Source organism: Photobacterium jeanii, from assembly GCF_001650345.1.
Taxonomy (GTDB): domain Bacteria; phylum Pseudomonadota; class Gammaproteobacteria; order Enterobacterales; family Vibrionaceae; genus Photobacterium; species Photobacterium jeanii.
Window position 1 is genome coordinate 1 of record NZ_LVHF01000012.1, and the last position, 22,318, is coordinate 22,318.

The 22,318-nt window shown below is 41.9% G+C and carries 15 protein-coding genes and 1 tRNA gene; 10 read left to right on the plus strand and 6 right to left on the minus strand.

All coding sequences use genetic code 11. From position 1 onward, the window contains the following. The first annotated feature begins 2 nt into the window (after positions 1-2). Positions 3-76 (plus strand) — tRNA-Cys (locus tag A3K86_RS01525). A 65-nt stretch (positions 77-141) separates the two neighbouring features. Here A3K86_RS01525 and A3K86_RS01530 read toward each other — a convergent pair. Beyond that, positions 142-1,047, minus strand: coding sequence for a hypothetical protein (locus tag A3K86_RS01530; RefSeq protein WP_068326648.1), 906 nt, complete (start codon positions 1,045-1,047; stop codon positions 142-144). A gap of 605 nt (positions 1,048-1,652) precedes the next feature. Here A3K86_RS01530 and A3K86_RS01535 point away from each other — a divergent pair. The 4 genes from A3K86_RS01535 (at position 1,653) to A3K86_RS01550 (ending at position 7,232) form a co-directional block, all read left to right on the plus strand. Continuing rightward, positions 1,653-2,441, plus strand: coding sequence for a transcriptional regulator (locus tag A3K86_RS01535; RefSeq protein ID WP_068326651.1), 789 nt, complete (start codon positions 1,653-1,655; stop codon positions 2,439-2,441). A gap of 238 nt (positions 2,442-2,679) precedes the next feature. Further along, a complete protein-coding gene (locus A3K86_RS01540; protein WP_068326654.1) occupies positions 2,680-5,133 on the plus strand; it encodes a collagenase in 2,454 nt (817 codons plus the stop codon). A gap of 174 nt (positions 5,134-5,307) precedes the next feature. After that, on the plus strand, positions 5,308-6,480 hold the full coding sequence (locus tag A3K86_RS01545) for a DUF917 domain-containing protein (RefSeq protein WP_068326657.1): 1,173 nt from the start codon (positions 5,308-5,310) through the stop codon (positions 6,478-6,480). 11 nt (positions 6,481-6,491) lie between these two features. Continuing rightward, a complete protein-coding gene (locus tag A3K86_RS01550; RefSeq protein WP_084406464.1) occupies positions 6,492-7,232 on the plus strand; it encodes an aspartate/glutamate racemase family protein in 741 nt (246 codons plus the stop codon). Positions 7,233-7,354: 122 nt separating this feature from the next. Here the strand turns inward: A3K86_RS01550 and A3K86_RS01555 are convergent, their stop codons facing one another. After that, positions 7,355-8,554: a hypothetical protein gene (locus tag A3K86_RS01555; protein ID WP_198160396.1), complete on the minus strand. Its 1,200-nt coding sequence runs from the start codon at positions 8,552-8,554 to the stop codon at positions 7,355-7,357. A 354-nt stretch (positions 8,555-8,908) separates the two neighbouring features. On the opposite strand from A3K86_RS01555, the gene A3K86_RS01560 reads away from it, so the two are divergent. Next, positions 8,909-11,905: an XRE family transcriptional regulator gene (locus A3K86_RS01560; protein ID WP_068326661.1), complete on the plus strand. Its 2,997-nt coding sequence runs from the start codon at positions 8,909-8,911 to the stop codon at positions 11,903-11,905. A 67-nt stretch (positions 11,906-11,972) separates the two neighbouring features. Here the strand turns inward: A3K86_RS01560 and A3K86_RS01565 are convergent, their stop codons facing one another. The 3 genes from A3K86_RS01565 to A3K86_RS01575 all read right to left on the minus strand — a co-directional run bounded on the left by A3K86_RS01565 (position 11,973) and on the right by A3K86_RS01575 (position 16,561). Continuing rightward, entirely contained in the window at positions 11,973-12,995 is a 1,023-nt protein-coding gene (locus A3K86_RS01565; protein WP_068326663.1) for a PTS sugar transporter subunit IIC, read from the minus strand. Positions 12,996-13,415: 420 nt separating this feature from the next. Beyond that, entirely contained in the window at positions 13,416-14,036 is a 621-nt protein-coding gene (locus A3K86_RS01570; protein WP_068326666.1) for a transglutaminase-like domain-containing protein, read from the minus strand. 281 nt (positions 14,037-14,317) lie between these two features. Continuing rightward, positions 14,318-16,561, minus strand: coding sequence for an acetyl-CoA hydrolase/transferase C-terminal domain-containing protein (locus tag A3K86_RS01575; RefSeq protein WP_068326669.1), 2,244 nt, complete (start codon positions 16,559-16,561; stop codon positions 14,318-14,320). 358 nt (positions 16,562-16,919) lie between these two features. Here A3K86_RS01575 and A3K86_RS01580 point away from each other — a divergent pair, with 358 nt between their 5' ends. Continuing rightward, the gene (locus tag A3K86_RS01580; protein ID WP_068326673.1) at positions 16,920-18,596 is read left to right on the plus strand and encodes a wax ester/triacylglycerol synthase family O-acyltransferase; all 1,677 of its coding nucleotides are present in this window, start codon (positions 16,920-16,922) and stop codon (positions 18,594-18,596) included. Positions 18,597-18,778: 182 nt separating this feature from the next. Here the strand turns inward: A3K86_RS01580 and A3K86_RS01585 are convergent, their stop codons facing one another. Continuing rightward, the gene (locus A3K86_RS01585; protein WP_068326676.1) at positions 18,779-20,431 is read right to left on the minus strand and encodes an FAD-dependent oxidoreductase; all 1,653 of its coding nucleotides are present in this window, start codon (positions 20,429-20,431) and stop codon (positions 18,779-18,781) included. A 215-nt stretch (positions 20,432-20,646) separates the two neighbouring features. On the opposite strand from A3K86_RS01585, the gene A3K86_RS01590 reads away from it, so the two are divergent. The 3 genes from A3K86_RS01590 (at position 20,647) to A3K86_RS01600 (ending at position 21,905) form a co-directional block, all read left to right on the plus strand. Beyond that, positions 20,647-21,060, plus strand: a complete 414-nt coding sequence (locus A3K86_RS01590; RefSeq protein ID WP_068326678.1) for a YeeE/YedE family protein — start codon at positions 20,647-20,649, stop codon at positions 21,058-21,060. 55 nt (positions 21,061-21,115) lie between these two features. Next, positions 21,116-21,544, plus strand: coding sequence for a YeeE/YedE family protein (locus tag A3K86_RS01595; RefSeq protein ID WP_068326681.1), 429 nt, complete (start codon positions 21,116-21,118; stop codon positions 21,542-21,544). Between the two features lie 118 nt (positions 21,545-21,662). Beyond that, positions 21,663-21,905, plus strand: coding sequence for a hypothetical protein (locus tag A3K86_RS01600; protein WP_068326684.1), 243 nt, complete (start codon positions 21,663-21,665; stop codon positions 21,903-21,905). Positions 21,906-22,318 lie beyond the last annotated feature (413 nt).

A 22,318-nucleotide genomic window follows, 5' to 3' on the forward strand; every position in this document is an offset into this window, starting at 1 on the left:
ATGGCGCGTTGGCAGAGTGGCTATGCAGCGGATTGCAAATCCGTGGACCTCGGTTCGACTCCGGGACGCGCCTCCATATTCAAGAAGCCCTAGCAGAAATGCTAGGGCTTTTTTCGTTTTGATCTCTCGTTAGTGAGAACCTTAACTAACGTGGTTAAAGTACTTGCCTAACAATGCGATAGATTGCCAAGCTGGAACGGCAGTTGCAGGGCGGTATGTGTTATTGTCGTCACTGTTATAGAATTCTCCCCAATTAACATTGTGAGCATCACACTTAGAAGCTTTATTTGGACAAATGTTCGATGCATCTTCATTCATCGATATAATGGTTTGCACTAGGTATGGAATGTTGTCATTCAAGCCGTTATAAACACCATCGTGGGCATAACCCACACTATGCATTAACTCATGAGCCACTTGTGCTGGATTAATCCCTGACTGTTCAAATTGGATTAAAAGGCCATTTGCACCCCATGCACTTTTTGTATTTGAGTCAGACACATAGGCTTTTATATGGTTACCATAACTGGCCGCAGCAGTATTAATGTAGTTTTTGAACTGAGTGTAGTTAGTTGGAATTTGCGTGTTAACTGAGCTCTGTGGCTCTACAGTGTAAATGTTGCGGTTAAAGTCTTTGCGAAATTCAGGGGTGTTCATCAAAAAGACAACACGGCCTAGCGTATCTTTAAATGCGGCGATGGATTGGCTATCCCAGTTGACTAGGTGGTAGTCTGTACCAATGGGTTGATTGCCTATGGTGTTTGGAGCCATAAACGATGAGTTTTTTAGTGGAACAATATTACCAAACAGTAGGTTGTCTCTATTGCGAAATTCCTCCAGTACTGTTTTCTCGTGATACTTGAAGAGCATTTCCACATCACTTGGTGATAGGCCTAGTTTTGATGACAAAAAATCTTTAGCCGGGTTGGTGTAGTGAACTGGAGCTGCGTTAGGTTGGGTGAGTGATTGACTGTGCTCTGCTGCTGATGCAACGTTACTTCCCAATAAGCCTAAGGTAGCAAGTACGATAACTGATAACTTTTTCATAATGAATCCTTTTGTGATTAAGCTGAGTATTAATTTTCACCAAGCGGATAAGACAGTTAGGCCGTCGTTGAGTTGGATAGCCTTCTTATTTGGCTGGCTGTTTTGTTCATCATTCAAATTGTTATGAATGGTGTTTTATATCGCCTGGTTATCTTAGGTCCTTTTTTGAACACTGTTCTAGTGGCATTTATGCAATGTTAGGTTTCTGCACACAAAATAGAATTCTTAGATTGAAGGGATCGTTTGCTGCTACGCCACACTTTTGATGTGACTTGGCGCTAGTGTGCTTATTGCTTAAGTACTTTAAATGGAAACTTCAGAATTAACTTTACTGTGTATCTTAATAAAAATATTTCATGGGTTATTTACATAATTTTATCTTCTTTTTCTTTGTTAAATAATATATTTAAAGAGAGCTTTTTGATAATCCAATTTGTTTTATAAAAGTTTAGATATGTTTTTACTAAATAATGGAATCAATCGCTTATTGTTAATGATTCATTTTTAATTTTTAGTGGTTAGTGATGCATTATTATTACTCGTTAAATATTACGGTCTATAATTAAAAGCTATTTGCCTTTTTTCTTTAACTCATGGAGGAATTAATGTATATAGGGCCAGAGTTTATCCTTGCTGCTATTCGGAAAAAAATAAAAAAAGAAGGGCTTTGTTATACGGTATTATCCCAAAAGACAGGTATCCCACTTTCTACGGTTAAGCGTCATTTGCATAGTTCGTCACTAGGATTGGATAAAGTTCTACTCTATGCCTCTCATTTAAATACCGACTTAGTTGAATTGTCGAATGCAGCGCGAAAGTTGCAAAAGAAAAATGAATATTTCTTAAAAGGTGAGGAAAGCAAATTTTTTGCTCAACATCCTTACTTGTTGGACTTTATTTATATGATTACATCAGGAAATCAACATCCTGATGAAGTTGCAAAGCGATATCAATTATCAACTGAAAGTTTACGCTTGTACCTAGTTATCGCAGAAACGCTGGGGTATATCGAAATCCATGGTGGTGAAATTACTTCAAAATCAAATCGTCGTTTTATTATCGAGGAGGGAAGTGTATTAGATAATTTGTTCAAACAACGCTTTCTTCATGAATCGATATCTGATGATGTGCCGTCAGCCATTTGCCAGGGGAGAGTGTTAATGACGCCAGAGCAAAAGCAACAGCTTGAGGAGAAAATAGATTGTAGAATTAGTGAGATACATGCAGCCAATATGGAAAATCAACAAGGAGAGTTAGTTAATGTGTTGGTTCGCTTTACACCCGGAAAACAAATATTTTTCTCAGATGGGTTAATTGAAATTGATAAGGAGCTGCTTAAACAGGCTTCTAGGGTTGTTTTAAACCAGCAGGAGATAAATAGGAAAATGGTATAATAAAATGTGATTTACATATAAGTTTATTTTATGCTGTGTTGTGATTAGATCTTGTATATTTTAATGAATATCAATGATTGAAACCAAGAGTGCTAAAAATTGATACTCCATTATTTTGATTCTTAAATTTATCTTTTGGTTTTAATCTTCATATATATTTGAGGTGCAGTTGGATAATTCAAACGGAGTACCGGAGTTGTCGCGGTACAATTGAAACCATTACTAAAGAAGAATATATATGAAAATCTATAAATTGAACTTAGTATTGGTTGGTTTACTCTTGAGTTTAAATGTAAACGCATATAGTGAACCAACATCACAAATGGTTGAAAATCAGGATTTGCAGTATCACCATACTCATGGTGTTGAATCCCAACTAATCGAGCGCTCACCTGTTGCAGTTTTGCCACAGCAAACTAAAGAAGAGTCAGATAAATTTGTTAGCATGAATCGAGTTTCTGCATTTGATGCCGTGGAAACGTGTGATTTGAACGCTTTTGTTAATGCATCAAATATCAGTGATGCAATAAAAGAACAAGGTACAGATTGTATCAATAAGCTCTTTTCAGCAAGCAGCGATATACAAGTTGCTGCTTTTGATTCAGGTAATATGTATAACGCTGCAAAACATACCGCGCAATTAGCAAGAGCTTATAATGGTGGCGGCAGTAAAGATCTGCAAGCGTTATATTTGTATTTACGAGCGGGCTACTACGCTGAGTATTACAATAAAAATATCGACTTCTTGCCTTGGGTGACACCCGCGGTCAAAGAAGCTCTTGATGCTTTTGTTAACAATGCCAATTTTTATGAAAATAGTGATCAGCACGGCAAAGTGCTGAGTGAAATGATCACTACTATTGATAGTGCCAATTTGCAGCATGAGTATATTCATGTTTTGACCCAATGGTTGACTCGCTGGAATCAAAACTATGCTAAGAACTGGTCTATGCGTAATGCGGTGAATGGTATTTTCACAGTTTTATACCGTGGACAATGGAATAAGGCATTTGTGAGTGCAATTGGTTCAGAGACCAACTTAGTAAATGCGTTGGCAGAGTTTGCATTAAACCAATCAGCTGTTGGGGCAGATGATGAGTTTATGGCAGCGAATGCAGGGCGTGAATTAGGTCGGTTTACCATGTACAAAAACACCGCAATTCAACCTTTGGTTAAATCAAAACTAAAAGAGATCTTCAATCGTTACAATATGTACGGTTATGGTGATGCCATTTGGTTAGCAACCGCTGATACGACTTCTCATCATTCTGACTGTTCAGAGTATGGTATTTGCGATTTTGAGCCTAAGCTCAAAAAGTTAGTGCTTTCACAAAGCTACACCTGTAGTGATAGCTTGCGTATTTTGTCGCAAGATATGACATCTGAGCAACACCAATCGGCCTGTGACAAATTAGGTTATGAAGAGAGTTATTTCCATACTCTGCTAGAAACAGGTAATCAACCAGTTGAGGATGATGTTAATACTCAGCTACAGGTGAATATATTTAATTCAAGTAATGACTATCAAAAATATGCGGGCGTTATTTTTGGTATTAATACTGATAATGGTGGTATGTACCTTGAAGGTGATCCTTCTAAACCAGGCAATGTCCCTAATTTCGTAGCTTATGAAGCAGCAAAAGCGAACCCTGACCATTATGTTTGGAATTTAGAGCATGAATATGTTCATTATTTAGATGGTCGATTCAATATGTACGGTAACTTTGGTTCACCAACAGAGAAAGTTGTGTGGTGGAGTGAAGGGATCGCTGAATATGTCGCGAATGAAGATGATAACCCACGCGCGATCGATACGATTAAAGATGGCAGTGTGTACACCTTAAATGAGATTTTTGAGACAACTTATGATGGCTTTGATGTCGATAGGATCTATCGTTGGGGTTACTTAGCGGTTCGTTTTATGTTTAACCGTCACAAAGATGAAATCAACCGTATGCTGATTGAAACTCGTCAAGGGGATTGGAGCGGTTATAAAGCGATTATTAACGGGTGGCAAAATCTTTACCAAGCTGAGTTTGAAGAGTGGCAGCAAGAGCTGATTTCAAATAAGAGTGGTAAACCTGTTGCTGTTATCGATGCAGTCAATAAAGCGAAAGTTGATACTGACATTTCATTTAGCAGTGCCAATAGTTCAGATAAAGACGGTGTGATCACCCAATACCTTTGGAATTTTGGTGATGGAACAACAAGTGATGCAGCAAACCCAACTCATAAATACGCATCTGTTGGTAACTATGTAGTAACTCTGACGGTGACTGATGATTCAGGCTTGACCGGAAGCGCTAAGTTGCCGATTTCCGTGGTTAATGAAGTGAGCAATGATCGCTTCCCAATTAACTGTTCGGCTGAGAATAAAGTGACCAGCGGTAGATTAGAGGTAGGTAAATATGTTTGCTTAGGTTCTGATCAAACAATCTGGCTCAGCATTCCTGAAGTTAATAAACATCAAACCATGTCTATTACCACGGCTAACGGTACAGGGGATATGAAGTTGGAATACAGCAACTTCGATTGGCCAAATGGTAGTAACTTGCATGCGTGGTCTGATAGAGCTGGTAATGACGAATGCATTACGTTGAACTGGCAAGATCAATATTGGGGATATTTAAAAATATCTGGTGAGTTTGAAAATGCAGCTATCATTGTCGACTTCGATAAAGGTTGTCGCTAGTTATCACTCGTCGTAATTTTCATCATTCAATTTGGTGAACTTTGTAGCCAGCGCTTTTGCTGGCTACTTTTTTGCTTTCGAGTTTATATGATACCAAGTTGATACTAACTTGATACTGAATTGAGCTCGACAGCTCATTAGGCTAGTTGCATCCATTAGTGAAAGGATGCAATCATGAAAGCAAATCAAGTCTTAGATTTTAGTCAACTTAGCGACGTGATCCTGGGAGCACATTTTTATGCCTGTGGAGGTGGCGGTGCATTAGAAAATGGTATGGCACTGTTAGATGAGGTAGCCAAACTATTCGGAGGAAAAGACAAAGTCCAACTGCCAGTAATAGATATTGAAGATGTTGCTGATAACGCTCAACTTCCCGTACTTGCCGCTATGGGAGCCCCACAAGAGTTTCTTGCTAAAGGTTACAGTCATTCTCCTGTTAGCGCATTTCAAGCGCTTGAATCCTTACTTCAAACACATTTTGCATCTGTCTCCCCCGTAGAGACTGGGCCGATTGCTTATGGGATGAGTATGTTGTGTGCGGCAGCTAACAACATTCCTATGGTTAACGGCGATGGTGGCGGTCGAGCATTTCCTTGCTTACAACTTTCTACTTTTGCAAATCCAGAACTTGCAAAACCAATTACGGTATCACCTGGGGTACTGACATCGGAGAAAAAAGTGTCGCAAGGTGGTGGTGTTATTACTATTGAGTGCCAATCTAGCGTCGATGTTGATGCAATAACACGGGGGATCATCAGTACATCGCAATCTTTTGATCAACGGGCATCTTTGGCTTCGTTTGCGATGACAGGTGCTCAGTTAAAACAACCCAATGCTTTTGTGCCAAATATGGTGACAGCTTGTCATCAGCTAGGGCGAAGTATTCGAGAAGCAGTCAGTGATAAACTTGATTGCTTTCCAGTTATTAGTGGGTTGCCTCATGCGCACTGTGTGATGAAAGGTAAGCTTGTTGATATTGAATCAACGACTAGCAATGGTTTTGACTGGGTAACTTTAAAGTATCAATCTCATCATAATGGTAAGACGTACCATGTTGTTGCTCAGAACGAAAATATGTTGCTTTGGGTTGATGATAAAACATCACCTATCGCCATGGCACCAGATTTGATTTGTTGTATTAGTGCTGATGCAACATTAATGAGTAATGATGAAATTCTGTCAGTATGGCAGCAAGATCCCCAAGACCCTCGTTTCAATGAGATGGCTATTTTTACTTTATCTGCCGCAGGGCAGATACAGCAGCCATGGTTCCATCAAAATTTCGCCGCTATCTTCCAGAAATTTGGTTACTTCGGTGATTATCGCGCATCATTGCAAGCGGAATAAGGATACTCGATATGCGTTTAATGAAATTAAAAATTGTGATCCCTGTAAACACCACAGAGTTTACGGAGCAAATATCACAAAGCGTTAATAAATTTCGCAGTGATAAGGTCACCATAGATTTAGAACATATCACACAAGGGACATCGTTTATTCAATCTCGCCTTGATCTCGCAACAAATGCGCCTCATGTGATTGCGTGCGTGCAACGTGCTGAAAAAGAAGGCTATGACGGAGTGTTTGTGACAGATATGGATATGTGCGGTGTTGAAGCCGCGCGCCAAGCCGTAAAGATCCCTGTAATTGGTGGGTTTAGACCAAGTCTCTATAGTGCGATGTCGTTGAGTCAAAAGGTATCAATCCTGACGGTGCGTGATGTGGTTGATTTACAAGATGAACATATACGCGCTTTTGGAGTCTGCGAGAATTTAGCTTCCATTTTACCATTAAGTAAAAGTGTCAATGAGTTGAAGCATCCTACGGCACATGCAAAAGAGAAGATCTTAGCTGAGTTATATGAATTAGCGTGTTTAGCCATTGATAGAGACGGTGCTGGTAGCTTGATGTTTGGTTGTACGGGCTTTACTGATTATGCAGCGCCACTGGCTGAGCGTTTAAATGCCAAGTATCAGCAGAACGTGCCCGTCATGGATCCGAATTGTTGTGCAATCGGTTATTTGATTATGCTGGTGGCAAACCAACTATCTCAAAGTGGGATAAGTTATCCTTATCATCCTATTGATGAGAAAAGATAAGTTCGTATAAAAGGGATAACAGAAAAGCAGGGATTAACCCTGCTTTATTTTCTAGTACAGCATTTCATTATTGTGCTTGAACTCACAAACTCCTCTTGGAGAAAAGCACCTTAGTTTGAGGTTTAAGCTGGTGCGTTAAGTACGTTCACACCCCAAATTTCATATAGTCCTTTTTTCAATTGGAAGGTGGTTTCCAGCTTACCTTGAGCGTTAAGGCTCGATGATGTCACGTGGTTGGTTGTTGCAGTTGCTGAGAAGAAAGGCCAAATACCAAACTTCGCTTGAGTTTGAATTTGTTTGAACTCAGATTCACTGTAAGTCGCTTCACTTGTAACAGTAAATTCATAGTCAGTGACGACGAGGATTTGACTAACATTACGTGCTAAACCGCCGTTTGGTTGAGCAAAGAAACTATCCCAGTTACCTGCGTTTGCTTGTGGGTCCCATACAGTCATATCGTCTTTGTTATTGTAAGCGCGATTGTATTCACTGCTATTGAACCAGTGGCCGCGGTTTACAGGGATCATTTTGTAGTTGTTGATTTTCCCTTTAATTGTAAAGCCGGCACTGGCTGCTTTTTGATTAAGCTGAGTAAAGTTAGCGCCTGCACCACCTGAGAAGATATCGTAGAAACCACTAGCCGCACCTTGGATCTCTGTTTTACTTAGCGATGCTTCTGCTGAGCTAGAGTCAAAATTGATTTCAACGGACGCACCTGTATTTACCTGTTGTTTTGCTTCTTCAATGGTTGGAGTGTAAATAGGTAAGCGGGTGCTTTGTCCTGCATCGTTAGTGAAGGTTTGGTAGTTATTTTGATCACGATATTCTTCAAAGGCTTTATTGAGAGGTGTACTCATCGCCTTTTCAAACACATTGATAGCGGTTGCTGCTTTACGAGGGTCTAGTCTCTGATTTGCAAACACCTCAAAGACTTCTAGTTGGCTTTTTGTTGATGTTGGGTTTTCTTTGTAGAACGCATTGCGATAAGCAATCCAATTAGGGTAGTTATCACCGAGTTCATTGCGAAGATCAGTGCCATTCTCCGGTAGTAATGCACTTAATAATCCAAGGTAGTTGTCTGAGAAAAGTGCTGTACTTCCAGCATCAAATAAGGTCGTGTTTGGTGGGATATGATCTGCCATTTGGAACAGACCGCTACTGTCTGTGGTAGGTAGTCCCAAGCTACCTTGCGCTAGTTTGAAAGTTTCTTGGTCAAGGTTGAGTTGTTCGACTAAGATTTTTCGCCAGCCTGCATTAAGCTTCTGAACTTTTTCGTCTACAGATTTCATCTCTTCTGTTACAGCCATATCTAGCGTCGTCATTGTTATCTTTCCTTGTGTTTAATATTTTTTCATCAAAGTTATGAGCTGTAAGCAAGAGGGGGGTAATTTTTCCTTTTGCTATTCATATCTTTGATATTGCGGGTGATTTGCTTTGGGGGAAGAGCTTGTTAAATGCTCAATAGCTTTAATCACCGTCGAAGTAAAAAGTAGAAGATGAGGAGCTAGAGGTTGGTATCAAGCCAGTATCAGATGTGAATCACTTAGTATCATTTGGTATCGTAAGAAATATTTTTGTCAATAAAATTAAGTGGTTAGATAAAAAACAATGTTTGCGTGTTTCAATATTGGATGTATGCTTATTTAGACAATTTAGTGATAATGATGGGATGAGTTATGACAGCAACCATCTTGATTGATGGCAATAAGCTAAAGCAATTGCGTGATAATCTAGCGTTATCTCAAGAGGGATTAGAGTACGCCTGTAGTCAGAAAAAAGGATGCAGTGTTTCAATTGCAACCATTAAACGCGCCGAGTTAGGCCATCCACTAAGCCGAAGAACTGCAGCGCGGCTAGCAAAGTTTTTTTCTATTGAAATTGATGAATTACTAAAAGCCTCTGAGCCAAGTTGGGACGCACCATTCGAGGTTAAAGCGGTAAGTTCAAACGAATATTGTGATGCTGTGGTGCTTTGGTTCCGCTCGGCAGATAACCAACAAATATCTCAATTGATGGAAGCGTTAAAACCTTTCCCTTTGTTACTTAACCAGCGTATTGGCAACACTGTTATTTTGGCTTTACCCTTTCGTTTCAACGAACAGTTAACCTCACTTCCTATCCAGCAGCTATTACTGAGTTTGTCTGAACGTTCTCATTATTATACTGGCTTGGTGTGTCTGCATCGTTTGGCGAGATCCGCGATAACAACGAGCGATGACCAATGGATTATTGATGAATTTCAGATTCAATCAATTTCAGATTTAGCGTCTCAGCTTACGCCGCAGCAACTTGCTATCAGTGATTCAATATCTTGCCTGAGTGAAGTTTATTTTGATTATCAACCTGCGAATAATATTGATGGTTTTAAGCTCTTAAGTGCACAAAAACAAAATAAGGGGGATGTCACTTTTGGGCGTGATTATGAGCGGCAACAGTTCGCTCATGCAGTGAAGCACTGTGAAGCTGATAATGCTGAAGGTATTGTTTTTGTAAGCGGATATCAAGGGGTAGGGAAGACCCACTTAATGTCGACATTTGGCTGGGATGCACAGCAACATGGTTGTCAGGTTATTCAACTAAATTTGGCGCTTAGTTTACTTGATATGCCTAGAGCAGTGACTCAATTATCGGGTTTATTAAAAGCAGTGACTGATGGTAGTTTGCAAAATGAAAGAGTAGGCAACGAGATAAAAAAACATCCATACCTCAATCAATTTGCCGCGCTGAGAGTGGGTTGCTCTAAGGGGCAGTCTTGCGCTCCTTTAGTCGTAATGCTCGATGATTTTCATCTATTGGATAGACAAACCATCACGCAGTTACAATTGCTGATGGCCACGCAATCAAGCCAAGCTATATTATGGGTTTTGAGTTTTCAACCGTGCTCAGCTATGGCCGAATTTATCGAACAACTCAAATATCTCAAAGTTAACCAAACACACTTAGCGCTATCTCCTCTAGAGCAAAAGGCAATGATTCAGATTGCCAATAATTACTCCGAAGTTGATGAGGCGAATAAGGAAGCTTACTTACAGATGGCACGAGGATATCCTTTTGTCGTTAATCAATTACTTCTAAATCATAATAAAGCTCAGCGTTTTCCTGAAACGATTATGCGTCCCCTCTGTACGGAGTTGAAATTATTGTCACCCTCTCTTCGAGCAACCATGGCGATGGTCACTTTCAGCGATGGGGCGTTGCCAATGAGCAGTTATCAACAAGTTTTTGCAAATGCAGATACTTTGATCAGTTCACTCTGCCAACAGGGGTTAGTGTGTATTAACTTTGCTCAAAAGGTGAGTTTAACTTCGCCATTACCCGCTTTATTAGTTGATGACTGGCTTTCTGATAAGGAAAAGCAAAGCGCGTATATTGTGAGTGCTCAGCAATTGGAAGAGTGTCAAGCGGAGTTGACTATTGATGAAGTCATGAAGCAAGGCCAATATTTTGCCTTAGGGGGAAATTGGTTTTCAGCTGCGCGCTGTTGTTGGGTATGTGGACAACGCCAATTGCAGCATGAAGAGTACGCTAAAGCGAAAAAACACCTTGAGCTTGGGCTTGAGTATCTACAAAAAGCACCAACTGATGATGCCGTAAATACTCTAGTGCTTGATATACGTTTAAGCCTTGCCAGCATTACGCGAATTAATTTTGGCTGGGTAAGTCACTGTACTTTATTGGCTTACCAGAATTGTATTCGGTTAGCAGAGCAGCAAACGTGTAATAAGCGTTACTGTATTGCGCTTGCCGGTTTGTGGGTTACACAATTAATGGCAACGGAGTTTGAATTATCAATACAAACAGCAAATAAGATTCTTGCTCTTGCTGAGAAAGAAAAAGATCCTCTTTGTATTTCACAGGCTCATAGCTTTTTGGCAAATAGTTTGTTTTGGAAAGCAGAACATGAACAGACTATTGAACATGCTCGCTTAGCAATAGGTTATGCGAATTATGCATCTGAAGATGTGATTGGTGCTTCTATTGGTGTTGATTCCAAAGTATTGGCTTGTTGTTTCGGCGCTTTGTCGTCATCAGTTATTGAAGATAACGACAATTTACATTACTTCCAATTTTTGATGCATTCTGTAACGGAAAAGGAGAGCCCTTTTAATTTTGCGATTTATCTTCAGGGGCAAATTTGGCTGGCATATCATCAACGTAATAGCCACGAAGTTGTTCGCTTAGCAGAGCAATTACTCGCACACTCAAAACAATATAACTTCCCGTTTTATAAAGGTGTTGCGATGTTGTTTTTAGGCTGGGGACTATATTTCACTCAAAATGCCATGAATGCACTGGCTATGATTGAAGAAGGCTATTGTCATTGGTTAGGGGCAAGTGGTGATCAAATCGCTTTTTCACTTTACTCTTTGATTGCTGCCGAAGTTCTTATACATCAATCGCATCAGGATAAAGCGCAAACTCGGTTAGAAACGGCACTTCTTAAAGCTGAAGCGACAGGGGAGTGTGTTTATCTGGTACCGATTCAAACTTATCTTACTCAATGTCGAATGAGTTCAAAGCGGCGGGTTGGTCCCAATACCATCAACGAGGAAGTCGCTGTTTACTCGAATCTATCTCAACCTAATCCCCCCCTAGCCAATTCCAATGCTCAAAATGAAGCGCTGTTTAAAGATGTAGGTTGGTATATCAATGAAAGTACAGTGCTGAATTAATCTTGATACTCCGTAAGAAAAAGGCAGCCGGGTAGGCTGCCTTAGGGTTAAGCATGTTCAAACGCGATTAACCGTCAGCAAATTGCTGTAGAGGCACACGTTCTGCTAGTAGGTTTTTATAAAGCTTGTGACCAATCATACCACCAAGTAAGCCAGCAAAAGCGGCTAGTACGGTAGCGAGTAGTAGTGTGTGCGGTGGGTTGAAAGCGATATTAGCGAGTAACCCCGGAATTGGTGCGGCACTACCCGGTGCGTCATTCACTATGCCGAAGTAGGCGGCAATCGTACCGGCAAATGCGCCACCAATGAAGTTAGACATAAAGATAGGTACAGGGTTGCGAGTAACAATGTGTGCCTGAGTTAATGGCTCTAGCATCACACTGATCGTGTTGCTTGATTTTCCAAGTTTTAAGCGATGGAAAATGTAGCCATTGGTGAATGAACCACCGACACAAGCAATGGCTGCGATACCCATAGGCAAGCCCGTTAGCCCTAACATTGCTGTTAGTGCCATTGAACTGAGTGGCGACGTACATACCATCTTAATTAGACCACCAAGTAAGAAGCCCATCGCCAATGGTGAGAGCATGGTTGCTTCAGTGATCATGTTTGCCAAAGTACCCATCAAGACTTCAAGGGCAGGGCTGATGAAAATGCCGACCAAGCGTGCCAAAGGTGCCAAGATAAGCACCCCAAGGATGACATCTACCCCTTCTGGAAGGTATTTCTTGAACAGTGGTGCAAGGAAAGAGAATAAGTAACCTACGATGAAGCCTTCGAGGATCCCCAAATTTGCCATTGCTAAACCAGTAACGATAGCAAAGACGGGTTGAACCCCCATCCTGAGCATCACTAAGGTCGCAGCGGCGATGCCTCCCATACCACCAACCATGTTACCGAATTCGGCTAAGTAATTGACCCCAAATAAGTTACCCATTACGTACTTATGGATAGCTTCAACGAGGAATGTTGCGATTGCCGCATCAGCGAGACCACTCATAGCGGCGCTGCCGTTTGGCGCTTTAAAACTAAACAGTGAAAATAAAAACAGTGCCGCCAGTAGGGCGGCGATACCCATAACAATTTCCATATTATTTCCTTACCAATCATCTCGATTGGAATTCATGATTGGGTAATTGCAAAACTTATTATCAGAATTGGAAAAATTAGGACGCGCCAGGATCGGGTCTTGTTATGGTGAGGTGTAATTTAAGATGGGAACTTGATAGGTAGTGGTGAGTGCTGTACAGACTGTCAGCGCAGGCTGTCACTCAGAGGTGTTGATAGCGAGTATCAGACGATAAAGCACTCTTGAACATCAAACATTTGAGCATAAGGCCACCTAGTTTTGAGAAATTCGTCATTGCTAAATATAAGGTCAACACAGAATAAACTATCATATGGATGTTGCTGAAATGTTGAGCTAATTCATGTTATTAGTAACTTATGCTGCTTTTTTATCCAAGCTAGAGATAAGTCACTAATACGGTGGCTTCTTCATAGTGGCTTGCTATTGTCGCGCGATGAAAGTTTGGTGAATGTGAGGGTAAACGTCGGCAACGGTTTTTAAAATAAGCGAAATGGGCATGTCGGCAAAAGAACCATGCTGTTTTACATACTCCATGTGTTTGAGACCATCTTGAGTCATGGGTTGCAAAATAGCATCGTCACGACCATCAAACCCTAACGGGGCCACATTGAATTTTTCGCACATAGCTTGATCAAAAACAGGGGTCGCTTTCACCCACTTGCCTTCAATGTAGACCTCCGCATAGCCGTGCATAGCGAAATATTCAGTGCGTAGCCATTCAATGAGCTTGGGGCTGGATAAGTGATTAATGACATCGGCCAGACCTATTCTCGCTGGAATACCCTTTAAGCGGCATAGAGCGACCATGAGTGCCGATTTGGGGATACAGAAAGCTTGTTGTTCCTTTAAACAGTAACTGGCTTTTAAGCTCTCTAATCCATCTTGTAATGTATACGGGTTGTATTTAACGGCATCTCTAACGAGATAATAAATTGAAACGGCTTTTTCGCGGTCATTTTTTCCAGTAACTTTTGCTGCAAGCGCTTGGATTTTTGGATGTTGAAAATCGAAGTAGGGCGTTGGTTGTAAATACTCTTCCATGGGTATTCGCTCTTGAGTTACGAATTCATGGCTTTGACTATAGTACAAAAGAAGGAGGTCGTACCTCCTTCATTTTGTGTTAGCGTTTTGTTTTAACCAATTTTGAGGGCTGATCGCCAATGGTTGTTTTTCCCGGACAAACCCGTTTGACTGGGCATTTTTTACAGCCCCATATGGCCGCATAAGGGCATAGGGCAATTTCCTTGTATTTTTTTGTCATGGCGATACCTACATTGCTTCAGTGAATTATTGCCAATAACACTTTGAGCTTATTGGCATTGTTATAACTTCAACGCGTTTAGGAGTAACTTCTGCGTAATACGTTGCTCCAAGCTTTTTGGTTCATCTAATTTTATGCGCTTTAATAGCGGGAGTTCCTCAGGCGTTGGTTTTCCAGCAGTAACCGCTTTGGCTAATGCTAGTAGTTTTCCTGTAGGCTGGCTCACTTGCTGCTTCAGTTTTTTCAGCGCTTTACCTAGTTGTAGCTCTTGTCGGGTGAAACTGCAGCCAAATGGGAAAGCAGTAAACTTATCTTTCGCTACAAAAGGTGATAAAAACTCACGGATCGCTTCTGGAGTGTTATTACAGAACTCTGCTGGCAGTTGGTAATCTTTTGCGACTTTACCCGCAGCCTTGGCTTGTTTAAGTAGCTCAGGTTGGAAGCGAGAATCAGCGATTTTGATCAACTCGGTATACACAATGTGATCCGGCTTACCACGTAGATCGGCAATACCATATTCGGTTACTACTGTATCGCGCAGTTGGCGAGGAATAGTGTTGTGCCCATAGTTAAACAGAATATTGGATTGAAGCTTGCCGTTGCGGATACAGGTGCTGCGTACTTTGATGATTGAGCGCGCACCCGGTAGTTGATGTGATTGTGCGACAAAGTTGTATTGTCCACCAACACCACTGACGACTTGACCATTATCTAGTGCGTCAGAAATAACAGAGCCATCAAGAGTGACCATCATGCCAGAGTTGATAAAGCGAGCATGTTGACGTTGCACTTGTTTTTGTTGTTGATTACCTAATGCATGATCATAGAGATCGTTAACATAGTTCACACTTGTCATGCAGAAATGCTGATGCTCTTCATAGCTGAGATCATGCAAATCTTGGTAAAAATCTTGTGGGCCGATGAAGAATGCACCGTGCATGACAACACCACCTTTTAGCTCTTTGTTTAGGCAGTATTTCGCAATAGATTGCAGACACTTAGCGTCATGTAAATTGGCTGGAATTTGATGCTCACCATAGCTAAGTACACCATTTCGGTAGCTCACATCATCTTTTAAAGCGCCGATTTTATGAAGATATTCGACATCGGTTTCAGTTAAGTATGGATTAATGATGTTGTGATCACATAAAGTCAGCAGGCTACCAGCCGATACTTCAGTTGTTATCTTGTTGCTATTTAAAAGTTTTTGCAGTGGTACATCTTCGAAAACCTGACGTTTGAGGATTCCGGCATGATACAAATGCATAAAGCCATCAACCATTAATTCACTACAGCCGTATAAACCATGGGTAAAAATTCCAGTGTCACCAATTTCGCAAGATAGTGGGAATTTCAGTTTTACTTTCAGCGCTTTTAGCATGGATTGATATAAGTCGTTTTCTTGATGGCGCAGCAGAGTGCTATAGGTGAGGGCACTACTGAGTGAGCCGATCCCAACTTGGAGCGTGCCACTGTCTTTGATCAGCGTACTCGAATAAAGCCCGATCATATGATCTTCAGGTGATATTGGTGCGTGAGGGGCTGCAAAGATGGCGTAATCTTGATTGGCTGGGTTTAGATTTTTGTCGAGAACGAAATCGAACTCACTAGCCGGTACTTCGGCATCGTTATACATAAATGGCATGTTAGTGTTCACTTCACCGACCACAGCTAAAGCTCGTCCTTTCGCTTTTAGCTTATCGAATTCAGGAATTAGGTCTAAACCGAGGTCAGAATTACTACACAAACTGTAGGTGGTTACGCCGTCACAAGTACGAGAAGCAATCAGTTGAGCGATAACATTGACTCGTTTATCCAGCAGATCTCGCACTGCATGGGTGTAATTTGTACTGGTGTAATTAAGTTGTTGTTCTGAGTACAAACAGCTCCCTGCTTTAAAAAAGAACTCACCGACACTCACATTATCCGGTAACTGACCTTTACGAATATCCTGCATATATTCGATGTCAGGCACATTGGCGAATTCACGGTCAACAAAGGGTTCAAGGAAATTTTTTTCTAGCTGTGATTTGCCAGTAGGTTTTTCAAGGGAGATACCCGTCTCAATGGTTAATGAAATTGAAGGATCTTTTTTAGCTCGTTGGTAAATAGCATTAACAAACGCGAGGGGTTTACCGATAGCAAGTGGGATCCCCAAAATGATCTTTTTCCCGACTTGAGCGATCACTTGATCGACAAGATCCTCTGCGGTACTGACCACGACGGCTGGCTGCTTGTCGGCTTGCGCTTTCATCATTGGCGAAAGCTGGATTGGGTGAGTGTCAACGAGTTCGAGTACAGACATATCACATTCCTTTGTTATCGGTCTACAGGATGACAATTGCTGAGCTAATGTTGTCAAAATGTAATTATTGGTTGTGAGAATAGAGTATTCATTCTATTTTTCAGGTCTGATCGGATGAGTGTGCAATTCGTTGAATTGGATCACATCTTGATGTGGATTTGCGTGAGTAAATACAAGCAGAAGGAATTTCGTTATCAAACACTTATCTTTACTTGGGTTATAACGCTCAATGCTAATTAGATGAGTTTGATGAACTGTGAGCTGAACACTTGTTGAAGACAGAAATTAGAAAGAAAGATCTAATAATGGTTGTTACGGTTAATTCAGCAATGTGTTAAAGGAATACAAGGGATTATTTATGCCGAGTCTATCGCTGTTGGATTTTAGTTTTGTTGCCTTCGAGTCAGCGAAAACTCCTCTGCATGTATCTGGACTGATTATTTTAGATCCGCCAGAAAAGGATGCTGGTAACTTTGCGCAAATGGTTTACGCCAGCTTTTTACAGCAGTCAGAAGCCAGTCAACCATTTAATTGGAAACTGAACTGGGGAATTACCGGTAAGCCGCGCTGGGATGTGCTTGATCATATCAATATTGAAGATCATATCCGTTTTACCATGCTGCCAGCGCCAGGTAATGCTGAGCAACTACAGAAAGTCGCTGGTCGCATTCATGGTCAAGTGCTCGACCGTGCTAAGCCGCTTTGGGAAGTGTGGGTGATTGATGGTTTAGAGAATAACCAAGTTGCTTTGATGATGAAAATTCATCACTCGGTAGCTGATGGTATTCGCGCAAGTAGCTTATTCACCAATAGCTGTTCGCCTGACGTTGAAGAGTCGTTTAACCGTCCACTGTGGCAAAGCGATATGCGTAAAACTTCAGCTCAGCGTCGTCAAGAAAGCCACCTTACTGACATGGTAATGAAAACGGTGAATCAGGCTTCAAAGCAAGTGTCACTGTTACCTTCAATGTTCCGTCTTGGCACAAAGTTAGCGATGAAGGCGGTGAATTTGGGGCAAACCGATTTAACTCTGCCATTCTCAGCGCCTAAAACGCCATTCAATGCCAATCCTAAACGTAATCGTGCGCTGAGTTTAGGTGAGTTCTCGATTTCTCAAATCAAACATCTGAGGGCCATCACAGGCGCTTCAATGAATGATGTCTTATTTACAGTCTCTGACATTGCGTTAAATCGTTATCTAAAGGATCGTTCTCAGCCGATTAATAAACCACTTGTTGCCATGATGCCGATTAACTTACGCAATAAGAGTGAGAAAGGGCATGGTAACAAGATGTCGATTGGTAACGTGGAACTGGGGCGTCCTAATCTATCGCCGCTGGAACGTCTTGAAGCGATTCAAACCGCGACCAATGATCTCAAGCGCGAAGCGTTGGCTATCTCACCAGATGCGTATGTGAATTACTCATTGCTGGTAAATGGCATCTCATTGATCACAGGTAAACTTGGCATCAATAACTATGTGCCAACGACCACAAATTTACTTATCTCTAATGTCCCTGGCGCCAAAGAGCAGCTGTACTTCATGGGGGCAAAAGTGAAGAAGCAATACCCAGTTTCGGTGCTGATGCCTGGACAAACGTTGAACATCACATTCTTTAGTAATGGCGACAATATGTATTACTCACTGGTGGCTTGTAATCAATCGCTTCCTGGGTTTGAGGTGATTGCGCAATATATGCAAGAAGCGTTTGAAGAACTAAAACAAGAGATCTTCGAGACGGCATGTTTTGAAGTGGCGGAGCGAGTAGAGCCGCATGATGAGGAAAGCCTTGCGGTTGAAGTCGCTGTGTCGGCTGCTGAGAAAGCACTGACGCCTGAAGATGCAGAGTTTGAACGCATATTACGAGAGAAACAGGCTAAAGTGGTGGCACTGGAAAAGCAACTTGCTGAATTGACAGCGAAGTTATCGTCACAGTTGGATATTGACCCAGATCTTGAGGCAATGAATCAAGAACTTGATGATGACATAGCTGTTGTTACTAAGCCCAAGAAGAAATTGAGTAAAGCACAGTAATGAAATAAATCTGAATCAGTTCATCTAAAGCTTATTCAGGTTCGTATATCTCTATTTTTCCATTTCTGTTCTAGCGTTTGCCGCAACTAGCGTCACTAGTTGCGGCTTTTTTTGTTTACCGATTTTCTGGCATAAAATTTTATGAGAATAAAAGCCGCGGGAAGCTGTCTCTGGAAGACAAATTATCGCTTGGCGAAACTGTATGTGCGATAGCCGCCAATAAGGTTACGTGCTTTAAAACCATTGTTGACTAGCTGGCGGTAAGCCACGTTACCGCGTAAACCAACTTGACAGTAAATCACGATTTCTTTGTCTTTTGGCAGTTCACTCATGCGCTGGCGAAGTTGGTCTACAGGAATATTGATTGCTCCTTCGATAAAGCCAACGTTTTGCAATTCAGCGGGGTTGCGGACATCAAGTAAGACTTGATCTGCACTGAGCTGCTCGATTTGATCGTAATGAATTGGCGTCGCATCGCCTTTGATAATGTTGTTGGCAACAAAAGCCGCTTGGTTGATCACGTCTTTAGCGCTACCGAATGGTGGTGCATAAGTGAGTTCAAGGTGCTGTAATTGCTCGACTGTCATACCTGCACGTTGGGCGACGGCCATTACATCAATGCGTTTATCAATGCCATCCTTACCAACGGCCTGCGCTCCTAAAATCTTACCGTTTTGCGGGGCAAATAAGAGTTTGAATGACACGACTTCAGCGCCCGGGTAATAACTGGCATGGCTTGCGGTGTGAACATACACTTTTTCAAACTCAATGCCATCACGTTTGAGTTGTTTCTCGTTCTTACCGGTTGATGCCACAGCAAGGTCAAACACCTTACAAATGGCAGTACCTTGTGTGCCTTGGTAACTTTCATTGCGACCCAGCATGTTATCAGCAGCCATACGGCCTTGACGGTTCGCAGGGCCTGCTAGTGGTACTAAACTTTGTTGACCTGTTACAAAGTCTTTTTCTTCAACCGCATCACCCACAGCGTAAATGAAAGGATCGCTGGTTTGCATTTGTTCGTTAACCCAAATACCGCCCAACTCACCAAGCGTGAGCCCAGCATTGGCTGCCAGTGTGGTTTCTGGACGAACACCAATAGCCATGATGAGGATGCCAGTCTCAAGGGTGTCACCATTATTCAGGGTCAGCGTTAGCGAGTTATTATCTTCATGGTGAATAACAGATTCCAGCGCTACGTTTAGACGAAGATCAATGCCTTTCTCTTGGATCGTTTGGTGTACAAAGCCAGCCATTTCACGATCTACAGGTGTCATGACTTGATCGGCCATTTCAATCAAGCTGGTTGGAATACCAAGTTGATGGAAAGCTTCCATCATTTCTAATCCGATAAAACCTCCACCGACGACGGTTGCATGTTGAGGTTGGTTCGTTTTTAAAGTCGCAATGATTTTATCCATATCTGGAATATTGCGAAGCGAGTGGGTTAATGGGGTTTGGATGCCTTGGATAGGTGGAACAACGGGCGCAGCACCTGGGCTGAGGAGCAAGAAGTCATAGCTTTCAGTGTACTCGCTACCATCAAGCAAGTTTTTAACGGTAACCTGCTTGGCTTGACGATCGATGCTGATGACTTCATTCATCACACGCACGTCAACGTTGAAGCGAGCTAAGAAGCTGTCAGGAGTTTGTAGCAATAATTTTTGGCGATCTTGAATGTCACCACCAATGTGGTAAGGCAAACCACAGTTGGCAAATGAAACAAACTCACCGCGTTCGAACATGATAATTTGAGCATCTTCGCTTAAACGACGCGCTCGTGCTGCGGCTGATGCTCCACCTGCAACGCCCCCAATGATGACAATCTTGGTCATATTCACTCCTAACAGAAACCGAATCTATGTTTGATGGGGATTACTTTAATATCTTATTTTAGGTTTGTCTAATTTAATTATTGCTTAATTAGTGTTGACTAATTAACTGGCTGGGTTAAGCTTTTGGTTATCAATTACACAATAAGGTTGATAACTGATACTGGCTTTATCAAATAGCAGTATGGGATCAGCAATAGATTTAAGAGGATTCTGTTATGGGTGAGTTCCCAATCAGTGCGTTGTTAGGGGGGATGTTGCTTGGCGTGTCGGCATCTTTGCTGCTTTGGGCTAATGGGCGTGTAGCAGGCATTAGTGGCATTGTGTCTGGTTTGCTAACACCCAAGCAGGGTGAGGTGAATTGGCGAGTGCTCTTTATTCTCGGCATGGTTGTGGCGAGTCTGTTTGCTCCTTTGATGGGTTTTTCGTTACCAATGTCGTTACCCGTTACTTCAACAGGCATCATGGTTGCAGCTGGTTTGTTGGTTGGTATTGGCACTAAGTTGGGGAATGGTTGTACCAGCGGACATGGCATTTGCGGGATGGGGCGATTATCTAAACGCTCTATTGTTGCCACTTTAGTCTTTATGCTGGTGGCTATCGTTACTACCTTCGTTCGTCTACATCTTTAACCGCCTTAATACCTTGAACAGTAAGACTTTAAATCAACAGAATAGGAGCAATATCATGCAAGCTGTAGTGTCGTTAATCGCTGGTGTGTTATTTGGTTTAGGCATGATGGTGTCTGGTATGGTTGATCCTGCGAAAGTGATTGGCTTTCTCGATATTGCTGGTGAGTGGGACCCGAGCTTAGCCTTTGTGATGGGCGGCGCTTTGGCTGTATTTATGCCGTTTTATTGGTTAGTGATCCGTCGTCGTTCTACTCCAACGTGTGCTGCCGACTTTAAACTCAGCACTAATACAACAGTGGATAAAAAGCTGATCGCCGGAGCAAGCTTATTTGGATTAGGGTGGGGCATGGCGGGTATCTGTCCAGGACCAGCATTGACATCGCTATCGGGAGGGCAATTACCGATCGTTATTTTTACGCTAAGTATGCTGGTAGGGTTTGGCGTCATAACCAAGCTTGATCGAACCAAAAGTGCGATCAAATAAGCGCTTGTTCAAAGGATTGTGATCTAAATGGCTAAAATCTGGTCGCTTGTGAGTTCTGCTATTGAATCGCAGAGATAATTTGGTACAACAGACTCAAGTCCCCAAGCAGGAGGCAAGGATGACGATTGCCAATAAATTATTAAGCCCAGCGATTATAGAACAAGCCAAAAAGGAAGGCGCATTGAATGCGTTGGAAACTGTTTATGCCAAAGCGCGTTACGCACATTTTAAGCGTGTAAAGTGGGGACATGAATTTTTCGATGGTATTCAGTTTGGTGACGGTAGCTTAATTGCCGTCAAACCGGGGCAATTTAATCGCTTAACCTTAGTGGCAGTGTCGTCTGAAGCTGCGTTAGCTTAAATACGACAAGTGGCTAACTCGGTCGTTAGCAATCTTGTCACTGTAAAATTTGCTGTTGGGATGAATTCTCACCAAATAAATGTAATCCGTAGGTTTTGCCTGCGGATTTTTTTTGCTCTATGTACTGTAGGTATACATCTACACTGGATAAAGTGTGACGAGCGTCACGTTTTATCGGTTGGAGTGAAACTTTCTCAAATTGTGTATTGTGCTTTGCTGTCTAGATTATTACTTTGCTATTTGACCGAACACACAACATTTATCACTGACCATGAAAATGTTGTTTGATGGCAGAAGGATTGCCGTCGTAAGAAGTAATGGAATAGATCGATTCAGGAGTACGATAATGAGCCACCCTCTCAATGGAGCGAGCGAAGCTTCAGGTGAACCCACCATGTCGTTGTTATGCGACA

What these genes read in the sequence shown, in the direction of transcription:
- A3K86_RS01535 (WP_068326651.1), top strand. Translation starts at nt 1,653, where the DNA reads ATGTATATAGGGCCAGAGTTTATCCTTGCTGCTATTCGGAAAAAAATA.
- A3K86_RS01540 (WP_068326654.1), top strand. Translation starts at nt 2,680, where the DNA reads ATGAAAATCTATAAATTGAACTTAGTATTGGTTGGTTTACTCTTGAGT.
- A3K86_RS01545 (WP_068326657.1), top strand. Translation starts at nt 5,308, where the DNA reads ATGAAAGCAAATCAAGTCTTAGATTTTAGTCAACTTAGCGACGTGATC.
- A3K86_RS01600 (WP_068326684.1), top strand. Translation starts at nt 21,663, where the DNA reads ATGACGATTGCCAATAAATTATTAAGCCCAGCGATTATAGAACAAGCC.
- A3K86_RS01585 (WP_068326676.1), bottom strand. Translation starts at nt 20,431, where the DNA reads ATGACCAAGATTGTCATCATTGGGGGCGTTGCAGGTGGAGCATCAGCC.
- A3K86_RS01555 (WP_198160396.1), bottom strand. Translation starts at nt 8,554, where the DNA reads ATGACGACGCTAGATATGGCTGTAACAGAAGAGATGAAATCTGTAGAC.
- A3K86_RS01590 (WP_068326678.1), top strand. Translation starts at nt 20,647, where the DNA reads ATGGGTGAGTTCCCAATCAGTGCGTTGTTAGGGGGGATGTTGCTTGGC.
- A3K86_RS01565 (WP_068326663.1), bottom strand. Translation starts at nt 12,995, where the DNA reads ATGGAAATTGTTATGGGTATCGCCGCCCTACTGGCGGCACTGTTTTTA.
- A3K86_RS01595 (WP_068326681.1), top strand. Translation starts at nt 21,116, where the DNA reads ATGCAAGCTGTAGTGTCGTTAATCGCTGGTGTGTTATTTGGTTTAGGC.
- A3K86_RS01530 (WP_068326648.1), bottom strand. Translation starts at nt 1,047, where the DNA reads ATGAAAAAGTTATCAGTTATCGTACTTGCTACCTTAGGCTTATTGGGA.
- A3K86_RS01575 (WP_068326669.1), bottom strand. Translation starts at nt 16,561, where the DNA reads ATGTCTGTACTCGAACTCGTTGACACTCACCCAATCCAGCTTTCGCCA.
- A3K86_RS01550 (WP_084406464.1), top strand. Translation starts at nt 6,492, where the DNA reads ATGCGTTTAATGAAATTAAAAATTGTGATCCCTGTAAACACCACAGAG.
- A3K86_RS01560 (WP_068326661.1), top strand. Translation starts at nt 8,909, where the DNA reads ATGACAGCAACCATCTTGATTGATGGCAATAAGCTAAAGCAATTGCGT.
- A3K86_RS01570 (WP_068326666.1), bottom strand. Translation starts at nt 14,036, where the DNA reads ATGGAAGAGTATTTACAACCAACGCCCTACTTCGATTTTCAACATCCA.
- A3K86_RS01580 (WP_068326673.1), top strand. Translation starts at nt 16,920, where the DNA reads ATGCCGAGTCTATCGCTGTTGGATTTTAGTTTTGTTGCCTTCGAGTCA.